Source organism: Ulvibacter sp. 2210JD10-4 (assembly GCF_058148525.1).
The window spans coordinates 183,690-198,124 of sequence record NZ_JBYVJZ010000004.1 but is presented as its reverse complement, the minus strand read 5'-3'; the positions used below and the strand labels follow the sequence as shown (position 1 = coordinate 198,124).

Annotated in this window: 16 protein-coding genes; 14 read left to right on the top strand and 2 right to left on the bottom strand. The window is 37.0% G+C overall.

Annotated elements, in window-relative coordinates; all coding sequences use genetic code 11:
- The first annotated feature begins 6 nt into the window (after positions 1-6).
- From secY to ACY2RT_RS10915, 12 genes are all read left to right on the top strand, one after another.
- On the top strand, positions 7-1,350 hold the full coding sequence (gene secY / locus ACY2RT_RS10970) for a preprotein translocase subunit SecY (RefSeq protein ID WP_490155957.1): 1,344 nt from the start codon (positions 7-9) through the stop codon (positions 1,348-1,350).
- Between the two features lie 2 nt (positions 1,351-1,352).
- The gene (gene infA / locus ACY2RT_RS10965) at positions 1,353-1,568 is read left to right on the top strand and encodes a translation initiation factor IF-1 (protein ID WP_034259287.1); all 216 of its coding nucleotides are present in this window, start codon (positions 1,353-1,355) and stop codon (positions 1,566-1,568) included.
- 5 nt (positions 1,569-1,573) lie between these two features.
- Positions 1,574-1,690, top strand: coding sequence for a type B 50S ribosomal protein L36 (gene ykgO, locus ACY2RT_RS10960; RefSeq protein ID WP_013305171.1), 117 nt, complete (start codon positions 1,574-1,576; stop codon positions 1,688-1,690).
- 3 nt (positions 1,691-1,693) lie between these two features.
- Positions 1,694-2,068, top strand: a complete 375-nt coding sequence (gene rpsM, locus ACY2RT_RS10955) for a 30S ribosomal protein S13 (protein ID WP_490155956.1) — start codon at positions 1,694-1,696, stop codon at positions 2,066-2,068.
- Positions 2,069-2,079: 11 nt separating this feature from the next.
- Positions 2,080-2,472 (top strand): 30S ribosomal protein S11, encoded by a 393-nt coding sequence (gene rpsK, locus ACY2RT_RS10950; protein ID WP_490155955.1) that lies wholly within the window; start codon positions 2,080-2,082, stop codon positions 2,470-2,472.
- An 86-nt stretch (positions 2,473-2,558) separates the two neighbouring features.
- Positions 2,559-3,164, top strand: a complete 606-nt coding sequence (gene rpsD / locus ACY2RT_RS10945) for a 30S ribosomal protein S4 (protein ID WP_490155954.1) — start codon at positions 2,559-2,561, stop codon at positions 3,162-3,164.
- A 21-nt stretch (positions 3,165-3,185) separates the two neighbouring features.
- Positions 3,186-4,178, top strand: a complete 993-nt coding sequence (locus tag ACY2RT_RS10940; protein WP_490155953.1) for a DNA-directed RNA polymerase subunit alpha — start codon at positions 3,186-3,188, stop codon at positions 4,176-4,178.
- A gap of 66 nt (positions 4,179-4,244) precedes the next feature.
- Entirely contained in the window at positions 4,245-4,718 is a 474-nt protein-coding gene (gene rplQ, locus ACY2RT_RS10935) for a 50S ribosomal protein L17 (RefSeq protein ID WP_490155952.1), read from the top strand.
- A 161-nt stretch (positions 4,719-4,879) separates the two neighbouring features.
- The gene (gene carA / locus ACY2RT_RS10930) at positions 4,880-6,001 is read left to right on the top strand and encodes a glutamine-hydrolyzing carbamoyl-phosphate synthase small subunit (protein WP_490155951.1); all 1,122 of its coding nucleotides are present in this window, start codon (positions 4,880-4,882) and stop codon (positions 5,999-6,001) included.
- Entirely contained in the window at positions 5,998-7,284 is a 1,287-nt protein-coding gene (eno, locus tag ACY2RT_RS10925) for a phosphopyruvate hydratase (RefSeq protein ID WP_490155950.1), read from the top strand. Before carA ends, eno begins: the two co-directional genes overlap by 4 nt.
- Before the next feature lie 167 nt (positions 7,285-7,451).
- Positions 7,452-8,738: a citrate synthase gene (locus ACY2RT_RS10920; RefSeq protein ID WP_490155949.1), complete on the top strand. Its 1,287-nt coding sequence runs from the start codon at positions 7,452-7,454 to the stop codon at positions 8,736-8,738.
- A 67-nt stretch (positions 8,739-8,805) separates the two neighbouring features.
- Positions 8,806-9,720 carry a dimethylarginine dimethylaminohydrolase family protein gene (locus tag ACY2RT_RS10915; RefSeq protein WP_490155948.1) on the top strand — a complete coding sequence of 305 codons (915 nt, stop codon included), beginning with the start codon at positions 8,806-8,808 and terminating at the stop codon, positions 9,718-9,720.
- 196 nt (positions 9,721-9,916) lie between these two features.
- Here ACY2RT_RS10915 and ACY2RT_RS10910 read toward each other — a convergent pair whose 3' ends face one another.
- Positions 9,917-10,522 carry an MSMEG_1061 family FMN-dependent PPOX-type flavoprotein gene (locus tag ACY2RT_RS10910; protein ID WP_490155947.1) on the bottom strand — a complete coding sequence of 202 codons (606 nt, stop codon included), beginning with the start codon at positions 10,520-10,522 and terminating at the stop codon, positions 9,917-9,919.
- A 145-nt stretch (positions 10,523-10,667) separates the two neighbouring features.
- Between ACY2RT_RS10910 and ctlX the strand changes: the two genes are divergently transcribed.
- On the top strand, positions 10,668-11,573 hold the full coding sequence (ctlX, locus tag ACY2RT_RS10905) for a citrulline utilization hydrolase CtlX (protein WP_490156137.1): 906 nt from the start codon (positions 10,668-10,670) through the stop codon (positions 11,571-11,573).
- 268 nt (positions 11,574-11,841) lie between these two features.
- Here ctlX and ACY2RT_RS10900 read toward each other — a convergent pair whose 3' ends face one another.
- Positions 11,842-12,468: a MarC family protein gene (locus tag ACY2RT_RS10900; protein ID WP_490155946.1), complete on the bottom strand. Its 627-nt coding sequence runs from the start codon at positions 12,466-12,468 to the stop codon at positions 11,842-11,844.
- Positions 12,469-12,646: 178 nt separating this feature from the next.
- Here ACY2RT_RS10900 and argS point away from each other — a divergent pair, with 178 nt between their 5' ends.
- Positions 12,647-14,425 (top strand): arginine--tRNA ligase, encoded by a 1,779-nt coding sequence (argS, locus tag ACY2RT_RS10895; protein ID WP_490155945.1) that lies wholly within the window; start codon positions 12,647-12,649, stop codon positions 14,423-14,425.
- Positions 14,426-14,435: the final 10 nt, after the last annotated feature.

Genomic DNA, 14,435 nt, shown 5'->3' with positions numbered 1-14,435 from the left:
ATACCAATGAAATTTATTGATACCATAAAAAACGTTTTTAAAATTGAGGAGCTGAGAAACCGAATCATGGTTACTCTGGGGCTATTACTTGTATACCGTTTTGGCGCACAGGTTGTATTACCTGGTATTGATGCATCTAAGCTTGCTGATTTTGCCGGTAAATTTGATGCAGGTGGAATAGGAGGATTATTAAATGCATTTACAGGAGGAGCATTTGCGAATGCATCTGTTTTTGCATTAGGTATTATGCCTTATATATCGGCTTCGATTGTGGTTCAATTAATGCAGATTGCTGTTCCTTACCTTCAGAAATTACAAAAAGAAGGTGAAAGTGGTAGAAAGAAAATTAATCAAATTACACGTTGGTTAACCATTGGAATCTGTTTGGTTCAGGCACCAAGTTATTTATTTGGATTACCTGCATTAGGAGTACCGGTTGAAGCATTTATTTTAGGTCAAACACCTATGTTCTATATATCGTCAACAATTATCCTTGTAACAGGGTGTATTTTTGCGATGTGGCTTGGAGAGAAGATTACAGATAAAGGAATTGGTAATGGTATCTCTATCTTGATTATGGTAGGTATTATTGCAACATTACCTCTGTCTTTTGCTCAGGAATTTGCTTCCAGAGTATTGGAATCTAATGGAGGATTGATCATGATCCTGATTGAATTGGTAATTTGGTTTGTAATCATACTGGCATCTGTGATGCTGGTTATGGCAGTCCGAAAGATACCTGTACAATATGCACGCAGAACTGCCAGTGGTGGTTATGAAAAGAATATTTTTGGCGCCAGACAATTTATTCCATTAAAGCTAAACGCTTCAGGAGTAATGCCAATTATTTTTGCACAAGCAATTATGTTTGTGCCATCTGCAGTGGCGAGTCTATCAGAAAGTGAAATGGCGCAGTCAGTTCAGGCAGCATTTAGTGATATATTTGGCCTTTGGTACAATATTGTATTTGCAGCATTGATTATTGTATTTACCTATTTCTATACGGCAATTACAGTACCAACCAATAAGATGGCAGATGATCTAAAGCGTAGTGGTGGATTTATTCCTGGAATTAAGCCGGGTACTGATACTGCAGAATTGTTAGATAGAATTATGTCCCAAATTACTTTACCGGGATCTATTTTCTTAGCATTAATTGCAGTATTTCCTGCATTTGTTGTGAAGTTAATGGGTATTCAACAAGGATGGGCATTATTTTATGGAGGTACCTCACTATTAATTATGGTAGGGGTAGCAATCGATACGATGCAACAAATTAATTCGTACTTATTAAACCGTCACTACGATGGTTTAATGAAGTCCGGTAAAAATAGAAAAGCAGTAGCATAATTATGGCAAAACAACCCGCAATAGAACAAGATGGAACTATAGTAGAAGCATTGTCTAATGCAATGTTTCGTGTGGAATTGGAAAATGGTCATATTGTTACTGCACATATTTCGGGAAAGATGCGTATGCACTATATTAAATTATTGCCCGGAGACAAAGTAAAATTAGAAATGAGCCCTTACGATTTAACAAAGGCTCGTATAACTTATAGATACTAATAGAGATGAAAGTTAGAGCATCCGTTAAGAAAAGAAGTGCCGACTGCAAAATTGTACGCAGGAAAGGTAGATTATATGTAATTAACAAAAAGAACCCAAGGTTCAAACAAAGACAAGGATAAATTATGGCAAGAATCGCAGGTGTAGATATCCCAAAACAAAAAAGGGGTGTAATCGCGTTAACGTATATCTTCGGAATTGGTAAAAGCCGAGCGAAAGATATATTGAACAAAGCCGGAGTTAACGAAGACAAAAAAGTAAGCGAATGGAACGATGATGAGATCGGAGCAATTCGTGAAACTGTTGGGTCTTTCAAAATCGAAGGTGAATTACGTAGTGAAGTCCAATTAAGCATCAAACGCTTAATGGATATTGGTTGTTACAGAGGTATTCGTCACAGAACAGGACTTCCGCTACGCGGACAACGTACGAAGAATAACTCAAGAACTAGAAAAGGAAAACGTAAAACAGTTGCTAACAAGAAGAAGGCAACTAAATAATACCTAGAGATATGGCAAAGACTAGCTCAAAAAGTACAAAAAAACGCAAAGTTAATGTTGAGTCTGTTGGTGCAGCACACGTAACAGCTTCCTTTAACAACATTATTATATCGTTAACAAACAAGAACGGAGACGTTATCTCTTGGTCATCTGCCGGTAAAATGGGCTTTAGAGGATCTAAGAAGAACACTCCTTATGCTGCACAGTTAGCTGCAGAAGATGCATCTGGTGTAGCACACGCTGCCGGTCTACGTAAAGTAAAAGTTTACGTAAAAGGGCCAGGTAACGGAAGAGAATCTGCAATACGTTCAATTCATAACGCGGGTATTGAAGTAACCGAAATTATCGACGTTACACCAATGCCACATAATGGATGCAGACCTCCAAAAAGAAGAAGAGTATAAGTATAAATGAATATCAACCTGAAGGATATATAAAGCTAGAGGATAGTTAGACCTTAATTTAGTTTTCCCTTCAAAATCAATTTAAAATGGCAAGATATACCGGTCCAAAAACTAAAATAGCTCGTAAGTTTGGCGAAGCTATTTTTGGAGAAGACAAATCCTTCGAAAAAAGAAATTACCCTCCGGGGCAGCACGGAAATAACCGTCGTCGCGGAAAAAAATCTGAATACGCAATCCAATTAGCTGAAAAGCAAAAGGCAAAATATACCTACGGTATTTTAGAGCGTCAATTCAGAAATATGTTCAAAAAAGCAACTGCAGCTCCTGGAATTACCGGTGAGGTGTTGTTACAATTATGTGAGTCACGTCTTGATAATGTAGTATACCGTATGGGTATTGCTTCTAGCCGTCCGGCAGCAAGACAATTGGTGTCTCACCGTCATATCACCGTTAATGGTGAAAAAGTAAACATCCCTTCTTACCAATTAAAAGCAGGTGATGTTGTTGCAGTAAGAGAGAAGTCAAAATCTCTTGAAGCTATTCAAAATTCGTTGGATAATGCAAGTCATGTTTACGAGTGGATTACTTGGAATGGAGAAACTAAGGAAGGAACTTATGTTTCTGTTCCACAACGTCTTCAAATTCCGGAAAACATTAACGAGCAGTTTATCGTCGAATTATATTCTAAATAATTAAAACACACGAGTCACACTATGGCAGTATTTAGTTTTCAGAAGCCTGATAAAGTTATAATGATTAATTCCACAGATTTTGAAGGGAAATTTGAATTTCGTCCTTTGGAACCTGGTTACGGATTAACTGTTGGTAACGCATTAAGACGAGTATTACTTTCTTCATTGGAAGGATTTGCAATAACTTCGGTACGCATCGAAGGTGTTGACCACGAATTTTCAACCATTGCTGGAGTTGTTGAAGATGTAACTGAGATTATCTTAAACTTAAAGCAAGTTCGTTTTAAGAGACAAATAGATGAGATCGATAACGAGACAGTTACAATTTCTGTAAATGGAGCAGACCAATTAACCGCCGGGGATTTTCAAAAATTCATTTCAGGATTTCAGGTATTGAATCCGGAATTGGTAATTTGTAACATGGACACTAAAGTAAACCTTAACTTCGAGATCACTATCGAAAAAGGTAGAGGGTATGTTCCTGCTGAAGAGAACAAAAAAGCGAACGCCCCTTTAGGTACCATTTTTACAGATTCTATCTATACACCTATTAAAAATGTGAAGTATAGTATTGAGAATTTCCGTGTAGAGCAAAAGACCGATTATGAAAAATTGGTTTTTGAAATTGTAACAGATGGTTCTATTCACCCAAAAGATGCTTTAACAGAAGCTGCAAAAACATTGATTCACCACTTCATGTTATTTAGTGATGAACGAATCACTTTGGAAGCCGATGAGATCGCTCAAACGGAAACGTATGATGAAGAGTCACTACACATGCGACAGTTGCTTAAAACAAAATTAATTGATATGGACCTTTCGGTTCGTGCACTTAATTGTTTAAAAGCTGCTGAAGTTGATACATTAGGTGATTTAGTATCTTACAATAAGAACGATCTTATGAAATTTAGAAACTTCGGAAAAAAATCTCTTACCGAATTGGAAGAGCTTGTAAACGTGAAGGGACTTAATTTTGGTATGGATCTTTCAAAATATAAATTAGATAAAGATTAATTAATCATAATTTGCTCCTACGCCTTTGGCGTGGTCTGGTAGCAAGATGATGAAAACAAAAATGTCATGAGACACGGAAAGAAAATAAATCATTTAGGAAGAAAAACAGCGCATAGAAAGGCGATGCTTGCAAATATGGCTTGTTCCCTAATTGAGCATAAAAGAATAAACACTACAGTTGCTAAAGCAAAAGCTTTAAAGCGTTTTGTAGAGCCAATGATCACAAAGTCTAAAGAAGATACTACACACAACCGTCGTATTGTATTCTCAAGGCTGCGCCAAAAAGAAGCAGTTACAGAGTTGTTTAGAGAGGTTGCTGTAAAAGTTGGAGATCGTCCAGGAGGTTACACGCGTATTATCAAATTGGGTAATCGTTTGGGAGATAATGCAGATATGGCCATGATCGAATTGGTAGACTATAATGAGCTGTACAATGCTGGAAAAGCTAAGAAGAAAAAATCTACACGTCGTAGCCGTCGGGGAGGTTCTTCTAATGTTCCACCAGTAGTTGAAACTAAAGCAACTAAAGAAGAGGAATAAATGAAACATCATTTATAAAATTATAGAGGGATAAACATTCAAATGTTTATCCCTTTTTTTATAAGTTAATTTTTAATACTGAAGTATTGTTTAAAAGTTCTAAAAACTGAATTTTATTCCCAAGCACTTTTAAAGTATTTTTGTAAAACTTTTTTAACGACATGAAGTACACCACACGAAAAAAAGCACTTATTTTATTAGCAGACGGAACAATTTTTCACGGAAAAGCTGTTGGCGGAAAAGAAGGCTCTGCCTTTGGAGAAGTTTGTTTTAACACCGGGATGACCGGGTATCAGGAAATTTTTACAGACCCTTCTTATTTTGGTCAGTTAATGGTCACTACCAATGCACATATTGGAAATTATGGAACCAATGCACAGGAAATAGAATCTGAAGGCATTAAGATCTCCGGATTGATTTGTAGAAACTTCAGTTATCATTATTCTCGCCCTGCTGCAGATGATTCCTTAGAGGCTTTTCTGGATAAGAATGATTTATTAGCGATTAGTGATGTAGATACACGCGCATTAGTAAACTATATCCGTGATAATGGGGCGATGAATGCTGTAATCTCTACTGAAGTTGATAATATTCAGGGGCTTAAAAAACAATTGGCAGAAGTGCCGGATATGGTTGGATTGGAATTAGCAAGTAAAGTTTCTACCAAAGAACCATATTTCTTTGGAAAAAAGGACGCTACCTACAAGGTTTCAGCTTTGGATATTGGTATTAAAAAGAATATTCTTCGTAATCTGGCTGAAAGGGATTGCTATATTAAAGTTTTTCCTTACGATACAGATTTCAGTGAAATGAAAGCCTTTAATCCGGATGGATATTTCTTATCTAATGGCCCCGGTGACCCGGAACCTCTTCATAATGCTATAGAGACCACAAGACAAATTATAAAATCAGGTGCGCCTATATTTGGAATTTGTTTGGGGCATCAGGTACTTGCTCTTGCTAATGGCATTTCCACTTATAAAATGCACCACGGACATAGAGGAATCAATCACCCGATCATGAATTTATTGACAGGAAAAGGAGAAATAACTTCTCAAAACCACGGTTTTGCTATTAATAGAGAAGAAGCAGAAGCACACCCTGAGATCGAAATTACCCACGTACATTTAAATGATAAAACAGTGGCTGGCATTCGCATGAAGGACAAACCGGTATTTTCGGTACAATACCACCCCGAAGCTAGTCCTGGACCACACGATGCATCCTATTTGTTCGATCAATTTATTGAAACCATAAAAAATCACAAACTACAAACCGCATGAGTATCATTATAGACATCCACGCACGACAAATTTTTGATTCACGAGGTAATCCTACTATCGAGGTAGATGTTATCACCGAAAATGGTTATTTAGGACGTGCAGCAGTACCTTCCGGCGCTTCTACGGGTGAGCATGAAGCTGTAGAAAAACGAGACGGAGGGAAGGAGTATATGGGAAAAGGAGTACTCAATGCAATTGAAAATGTAAATGGAAAAATAGCCGGAACATTGTTAGGAGTTTCAGTTTTTGAACAAAATCTAATCGATCAAATAATGATCGATCTGGATGGTACTTCCAACAAATCGAAACTAGGCGCTAATGCCATTTTGGGTGTTTCTCTGGCTTGTGCAAAAGCCGCAGCCCACGAATTAGGCATGCCGTTATATCGTTACATTGGAGGTGTAAGTGCCAAAACACTTCCCGTACCTATGATGAATATTATTAATGGTGGCTCTCATAGTGATGCACCTATTGCATTTCAGGAGTTTATGATAATGCCTATAAAAGCAGAAAGCTTTACACATGCCATGCAAATGGGAAGTGAGATTTTTCATAACTTAAAGGAAGAATTACAAAGCCGGGGTTTAAGTACAGCTGTAGGTGATGAAGGTGGATTTGCTCCAACCCTTGAAGGAACTGAAGATGCTTTGGATACTATTAAAACTGCTACTGAGAAAGCAGGGTATAAATTTGGTGATGAGGTTATGATCGCTTTAGATTGTGCTTCGGCAGAATTTTATATTGACGGAAAATACAACTATACCAAGTTTGAAGGCGACAGCGGAAAAGTACGTACTTCAAAAGAACAGGCTGATTATTTGGCAGAATTATGTGAAAAATACCCGATCATTTCTATTGAAGACGGTATGGATGAAAACGATTGGGAAGGTTGGGAATATCTCACACAAAAAGTAGGAGATTCGGTCCAATTAGTTGGAGATGATCTATTTGTAACCAATGTAGAAAGATTGTCAAAAGGTATTTCAGAAAATATTGCCAATTCAATTCTAATAAAGGTAAACCAGATTGGTACGTTGACCGAAACTATTGCAGCAGTGAATATGGCACATAATGCAGGTTATACTTCTGTGATGTCGCACCGCAGTGGTGAGACCGAAGATAATACAATTGCAGATCTGGCTGTTGCCTTGAACTGCGGTCAAATTAAAACCGGTTCGGTTTCCCGAAGTGATCGTATGGCAAAGTACAATCAATTACTTCGTATCGAAGAAGAGCTAGCAGAAATTGCCTATTATCCGCAACGAAACGCTTTTAAGATTTAGCAAAAATGGCTTGAAATTAGCTGCTCAAATTATCGAGTTGTTATTTTATTCAGGGAAAAATATGGATTTAAGGTTTTTTTAACCTAACAAGTGTTAGCTTATGTTAAAAAATCGTCCAATATTTTGTAAATTTACAATTCCGAATTTTTAAAAATTAAATGAATTATATGTCAAGAACAGCATTCCTCGAAATCGATGGTAAAAAGTATGAATTTCCTTTAATTAAAGGCACCGAAAACGAGTTTGCCATTGATATAAAAACGTTACGCGCAGTAACAAAAGGTGTTACTACAATTGATCCGGGTTATAAAAATACAGGCTCTTGCGAGAGTGCTATTACTTTTTTAAATGGAGAGGAAGGGGTATTAAGGTATAGAGGGTATGCTATAGAAGATCTAGCTGAAAAAGCAGATTTCTTAGAAGTTGCCTACTTGCTTATTTTTGGTGAGCTGCCAACTAAAGATCAACTTGAAAAATTTCATACAGACATAAAAGCACAGTCCCATGTAGATGAGGATGTGAAAAAGATAATAGACGGTTTTCCAAAATCAGCACATCCTATGGGCGTGCTCTCTTCATTGACATCTGCATTAGTTGCTTTTAATCCTTCTTCGGTTAATGTGGATAGCGAAGAAGAAATGTATAATGCTATTTGCCGTATTTTAGGAAAATTTCCTGTGTTAACGGCTTGGGCATATAGAAAACGTGCAGGTCTGCCATTGGATTATGGAGACGATTCTTTAGGATATGTAGATAACTTCCTGAAAATGATGTTCAAAAAACCTAGTGGGGAGTATACTTCTAATAAAGTAATCGTTGATGCGCTGGATAAATTATTGATCTTGCATGCAGATCATGAACAAAACTGTTCTACTTCTACTGTGCGAATTGTTGGCTCATCACACGCCGGATTATTTGTATCAATTTCAGCTGGTATTGCAGCGCTATGGGGACCGCTTCATGGAGGTGCTAATCAAGCGGTTATCGAAATGCTTGAAGCTATTAAAGAAGATGGAGGGGATACAAAGAAATTTATGGCAAAAGCAAAAGACAAAAATGATCCTTTCCGTTTAATGGGCTTTGGACATAGAGTTTATAAGAATTTTGATCCCAGGGCAAAGATTATTAAAAGATCTGCAGATGCTGTATTGGTAGACCTTGGTGTTGATGACCCTGTTTTGGATATTGCTAAAGGATTGGAAAGGGAAGCCTTAGACGATCAGTACTTTGTAGATAGAAAATTATATCCTAATGTAGATTTTTATTCAGGAATTATATACCGTGCAATGGGGATTCCTGTAGAAATGTTTACACCTATGTTTGCTTTAGGACGTTTACCCGGTTGGATTGCGCAATGGAAGGAAATGCGTTTGCGTAAAGAACCCATTGGAAGGCCAAGACAAGTGTATATTGGAGAGACACACAGAGAATTTAAGCCTGTAGAAAAAAGATAAAGACCAAATTTTAATATTGCAAAAGCATCCTGACTATATCAGGATGCTTTTTTATATTTGCTAAACCATGATTCAATTAAATGTTACCGACGAAATTTCCCGTCTTCGCGAAGTGGTTTTAGGAACTGCAGTGAGTAATGGACCAACTCCAAAACTAGAAGATACTTACGACCCTAAATCGGCAGCGCATATCAAAGCCGGAACTTACCCAATCGAGGAAGATATGGTAAAAGAAATGGAGGCTGTAGCTGCTGTTTTTAAAAAGTATGATGTAAAGGTCTATCGCCCCGAGATCATAGAAAATTATAATCAGATATTTTCCAGAGATATTGCTTTTGTTATAGAGGATAAACTTATTATTTCTAACATCCTGCCGGACCGTGAACGGGAGATTGAGGCAATAGAACATGTCTGGTCCCAGGTCTCTAAAGAGAACAGGATCATACTTCCGGAAGAAGCACATATTGAAGGTGGAGACGTGATGCCTTGGGGAGATTATGTTTTTGTAGGGACGTATCGTGGTGATGATTATCCGGATTATATAACGGCGCGTACCAATATGCAGGCAGTAGCAGCACTGCAGGAACTGTTTCCACATAAAAAAGTAAAAAGTTTTAACCTTAGAAAATCAAATACGGAAGCACGTGATAATGCCTTACATCTGGATTGTTGCTTTCAACCTATCGGAAAAGGAAAATGTATCATTCATAAAGAAGGTTTTCTAGAAGAGGATGAGTACGAATGGTTGGTCAATTTCTTCGGAAAAGAAAACTGTTTTCACATTGATAAAGATGAAATGTATCATATGAACAGTAACATTTTCTCAATTTCACCGGAAGTGATCATTTCAGAAAAAAACTTCACCCGCCTTAACAGCTGGCTTCGTTCTGAAGGATTCACGGTAGAAGAAGTCCCTTATGCCGAAATTGCAAAACAAGAAGGTCTTTTAAGATGTTCCACCATGCCTTTGGTACGGGACTAATCCATTATAAATTTTAACCCTCCGGAAATAATATTTGCATTTAATCCGGCTAGCTTTTGGTTGGAATAGTATTGCATTAACACTATTATAACAACTACTGGAACAAATACCCTGTTCATAAATTGGAAAATTTATGTTAAAAGATACCATAAGGAGTATTATTTGTGTGGTAAAGTAGAAATAATAAAAGGCGATATTATATATCTTTAAGATACCGTTCGACCATTTCTTCGCGTGTTTCGGGTTTAGTTGAAGTATTTAGTTGGTCGTTTAGCATTTGCTCAATAGAAGGGAATTTTGATGGGTCTATTGAATGATCTTTACTCCAGAGTTTCGATCGCATAAATGCTTTTGCGCAGTGAAGGAAAATTTCTTCTGCAGAAACTACAATACATGAAATGGGTAATTTTGGTTCTGTAGAAAAAAGATTTAATATTTCTTTTGAAGTGGAAATAGAGGCTTTACCATTTACTCTGAGTGTTTCATCAATCCCAGGAATAAGAAATAAGATACCAACAACACCGGTTTCAACAATATTGGTTAAACTATCTACACGATTGTTCCCTTTAAAATCCGGAATAATAAGCTCCTGATCATTTAAAATTTTTACAAACCCCGGTTCGCCCCCTCTTGGTGAAGCATCCATTTTCCCAGATTGATCTACAGTAGATAGAACAATAAATGGAGAACAATTGATGAAGTGTTTCGAATGCACTTCCAACTTGTTTAAAACTTTATCTTTTGCTCTACCCTTTGGAAATCCATAGATGTCTCGCAGTTGAGAAGTGTCTGTTATTGTCATGAATGTTTTTAATTCTTCAGTTTGAAAATAATCTAAATCATTGTACTAATTTACCATATTTAAAACGTTTTTTCAATGAGAAAAACTCTTAAATTTGTAGCCTAAATTTATCCAATTGGCACAGCAAATTACAGATACTATTTTAATGATCCGCCCGGTGGCGTTTCGTATGAATGAAGAAACTGCAGTAAATAACTATTTTCAGACTACAATCAACCTTGAAGATAGTGGTATCAATACCAAAGCTCAAGCAGAGTTTGATGCTTTTGTAGCAAAGTTACGTGCTGTAGGCGTGCATGTGATTGTTGAACATGACGACCTAAGAATGGATACACCGGATTCTATTTTTCCTAATAACTGGGTGAGTTTTCACGCCAATGGCATTGTTGGCTTGTATCCCATGTTTGCCGAAAACAGGCGTCGTGAACGCCGTGAAGAAGTGATGAGCCGTTTGGAAAGTGAAGGCTTTTTAATTGAAGGATATATGGATTATACCAGCGCCGAAGAAGAAGAAGTTTTTCTGGAAGGTACCGGTAGCCTGTTATTGGATAGAGTTAATCATAAAGCCTACTGTGCCTTATCACCCAGAGCAGATGAAGACTTATTGATAGAATTTTGTGAAGATTTTGAATATACACCTGTCATTTTTACCGCCAACCAAACCGTAAAAGGTGAACGGATGCCTATCTACCACACCAATGTAATGATGGCTTTAGCTGAAAACTTTGCAGTTATTTGTTTAGACTCTATCGATGACAAATCTGAAAAAAAGAATGTAGTACAACATTTAAAAGAAGACGGTAAAGAGATTATTACCATTACTGAAGCACAAATGCACCAGTTTGCCGGAAATATGTTGCAAGTAAGAGGCGCAAATAATAAAAAATATATGATAATGAGCCTTTCAGCACATAAGAGCTTAACGTCTGAACAGATTACTGCTATAGAAAAACATTGCGAGATACTTAGTAGTGATCTGGAGACGATCGAAACTTGTGGAGGCGGAAGTGCGCGTTGTATGATGGCAGAAGTGTTTCTTCCCAAGAAATAGTTTGAGCTTTTTTAATAATCAAAGGTAGTTTTTATGAAGATCTTAAGAGGTATTTTGTTACTGGCTGGAGTATTCTTAATTGGTTATGGCATTTGTAGTCTACTATTCCCACAGTATATCATCGTCGCCTCTAATGAAAACAATCAAATAATTGGTCTGATTGGCCTCGGTGTCTTGGCACTACTTGCAGCTGCATTTGCAAAAAACCTAAGATAAACAAGGTGATGCTATAATGTGAATTGAATGATTAGTAGTTAAATTAGACGTATCATATTGTCTTTATAATAGATATAATTGCCATTGAGATATATTCTACTCCAATGGATATTACGATAAATCCAACAATTCTCGATACGGCATTAATTCCGGAAGCACCTAAAAAACGAGTAATATAATGTGCGCTTTTTAGTATAAAAAAGGTTGCAATTCCCACGGTAAATACAGCAAATACAACGATTAAAATATTTTGGGTAGATACATATTCCTGATTAAAAGTAATTAGCAGCGAAATAGACCCTGGCCCTGCTAGCATAGGTATTGCCAGTGGAGTAAGAGAAAATTTCTCCCTGTTGTCCAGATCCTTTTTTACTCTTTTGTTTTTCATTCCTTTGTGTTTGGAAAAATTCCCTGTTAATAAGGCAAATCCGGAAGATACAATGATCATTCCGCCTGCAATACGTAGGGCATTGAGGCTAATTCCAAAAAAATCCAATAGATACGTTCCGGCGAAGAATGAAATTATCAGGATCACTACTACATTGACTGAAGTTAGTAAAGAGGTTTTCTTTCTTTCATTTGGGGATTCATGACTTGTTAACCCAACAAATATTGGTACAGTACCCAGTGGATTTATTACTGAAAAAAGTGCTGCAAATACATATAAAAAAATGTCCATAGTTTTTTCGGCAAAGAACGTATGGAAGCATATTTTGTAGTTTATCAAAGGGTTAAATAAAAATTAATAAATAGATTTTTATTAGAAGCTTCTACATAAAACCTAGCTAAAATTTCTTGTATCTTTGCCATCGCTTTCTGAAAACTTTAGTGTTTAGAAACCATATCAAAATTGAATTATGAATTTACAGGAAACCCTAGAAAAAGAAATTATAAAAGCAGTAGGCCAATTGTACAATGCTAGGCTGGAAACAGTCGAATTTCAGGCTACACGTAAGGACTTTGAAGGTGATATTACCGTAGTGATATTTTCAATGCTACGTGCGGTAAAAGGAAACCCTGTGCAAATTGGAGGAGCCATAGGTAATTATTTAGTTGATCATGTGGCTGAAGTTTCCAAATGTAATGTGGTTAAAGGTTTTCTGAACTTAGTGCTAAGTGATACATACTATTTACAGTTTTTTGAAAGTGTTTCAGATTTTTCAGATTTTGGGAAAACGCCTCAAGGTAAGGACGCAATGATAGTAGAGTATTCTTCACCTAACACTAATAAACCATTACATTTAGGGCATATCCGAAATATATTATTGGGCTTTAGTGTGGCTAAAATTGTAAAAGCTGCAGGGAAAAAAGTATACAAAACCCAGATTATTAACGACAGAGGAATTCATATTTGTAAGAGTATGTTGGCCTGGAAACGTTTTGGAAACGGAGACACTCCGGAAAGCACTGGATTGAAGGGTGACAAACTGGTTGGAAATTATTATGTGAAATTTGATCAGGAGTATAAAAAAGAGATAGCGCAGTTAATGGCCGAAGGTAAAAGTGAAGAAGAAGCAAAAGTACAGGCACCTTCATTACTGGAGGCTCAGGAAATGCTTCGCAAATGGGAAGCTGGAGATGATGAAACAGTTACGCTATGGAAAACCATGAATGGCTGGGTATATGAAGGGTTTAAAAAAACATATAATGCTCTGGGAGTAGATTTTGACAGCTATTATTACGAAAGCGAAACCTATTTATTGGGAAAAGACAATATAATTGAAGGGTTGGAAAAGGGTGTTTTTTTCAAAAAAGAGGATGGCTCGGTTTGGTGTGATCTTACAGATGAAGGTCTGGACGAAAAGATCGTACTAAGAAGTGATGGTACGGCAGTATATATGACGCAGGATATTGGTACGGCAATTCAGCGAGTGAAGGACCACCCGGATGTGAGTGGGATGATCTACACGGTGGGAAATGAACAGGATTATCATTTTAAGGTATTGTTTTTAATTCTGAAAAAGCTTGGCTATTCCTGGGCGGAGAACTTGTATCATTTAAGTTATGGTATGGTGGATCTTCCTTCCGGAAAAATGAAAAGCCGTGAAGGGACGGTTGTTGATGCCGATGATCTGATAGCCGATATGGCACAAACAGCCAAAAAAATAAGTGAAGATCTGGGTAAAATAGATGATTTTTCTGACAAAGAGAAAGAGCAACTCTACCAAACAATTGGTTTGGGTGCTTTGAAATACTATGTTTTGAAAGTTGACCCTAAAAAGCGGATCCTTTTTAATCCTGAAGAGAGTGTAGATTTTCAAGGAAACACCGGCCCTTTTATACAATATACTTATGCAAGGATTCAATCTATATTAAGAAAGGCAGACAATGGCGCCTTGATTTCATTACAGACCGATGAAATTAAGCTACAGGAGAAAGAGAAAGAGTTGTTAAAACAGCTGCAGTTGTTTCCTGGAATAGTTCAGCAAGCCGCCGATCAGTATAGCCCGGCATTGATTGCCAACTATACCTATGAATTGGTGAAACTGTATAATTCATTTTTTCAGAATATATCCATTTTTGGGGCAGATACCAATTCAGAAAAAAACTTTAGGATCCAACTCTCTAAAGCAGTGGGAGATGTTATAAAAACTGCTTTTGATCTATTGGGTATCGATGTGCCAAATCGTATGTAATTTATTCGTG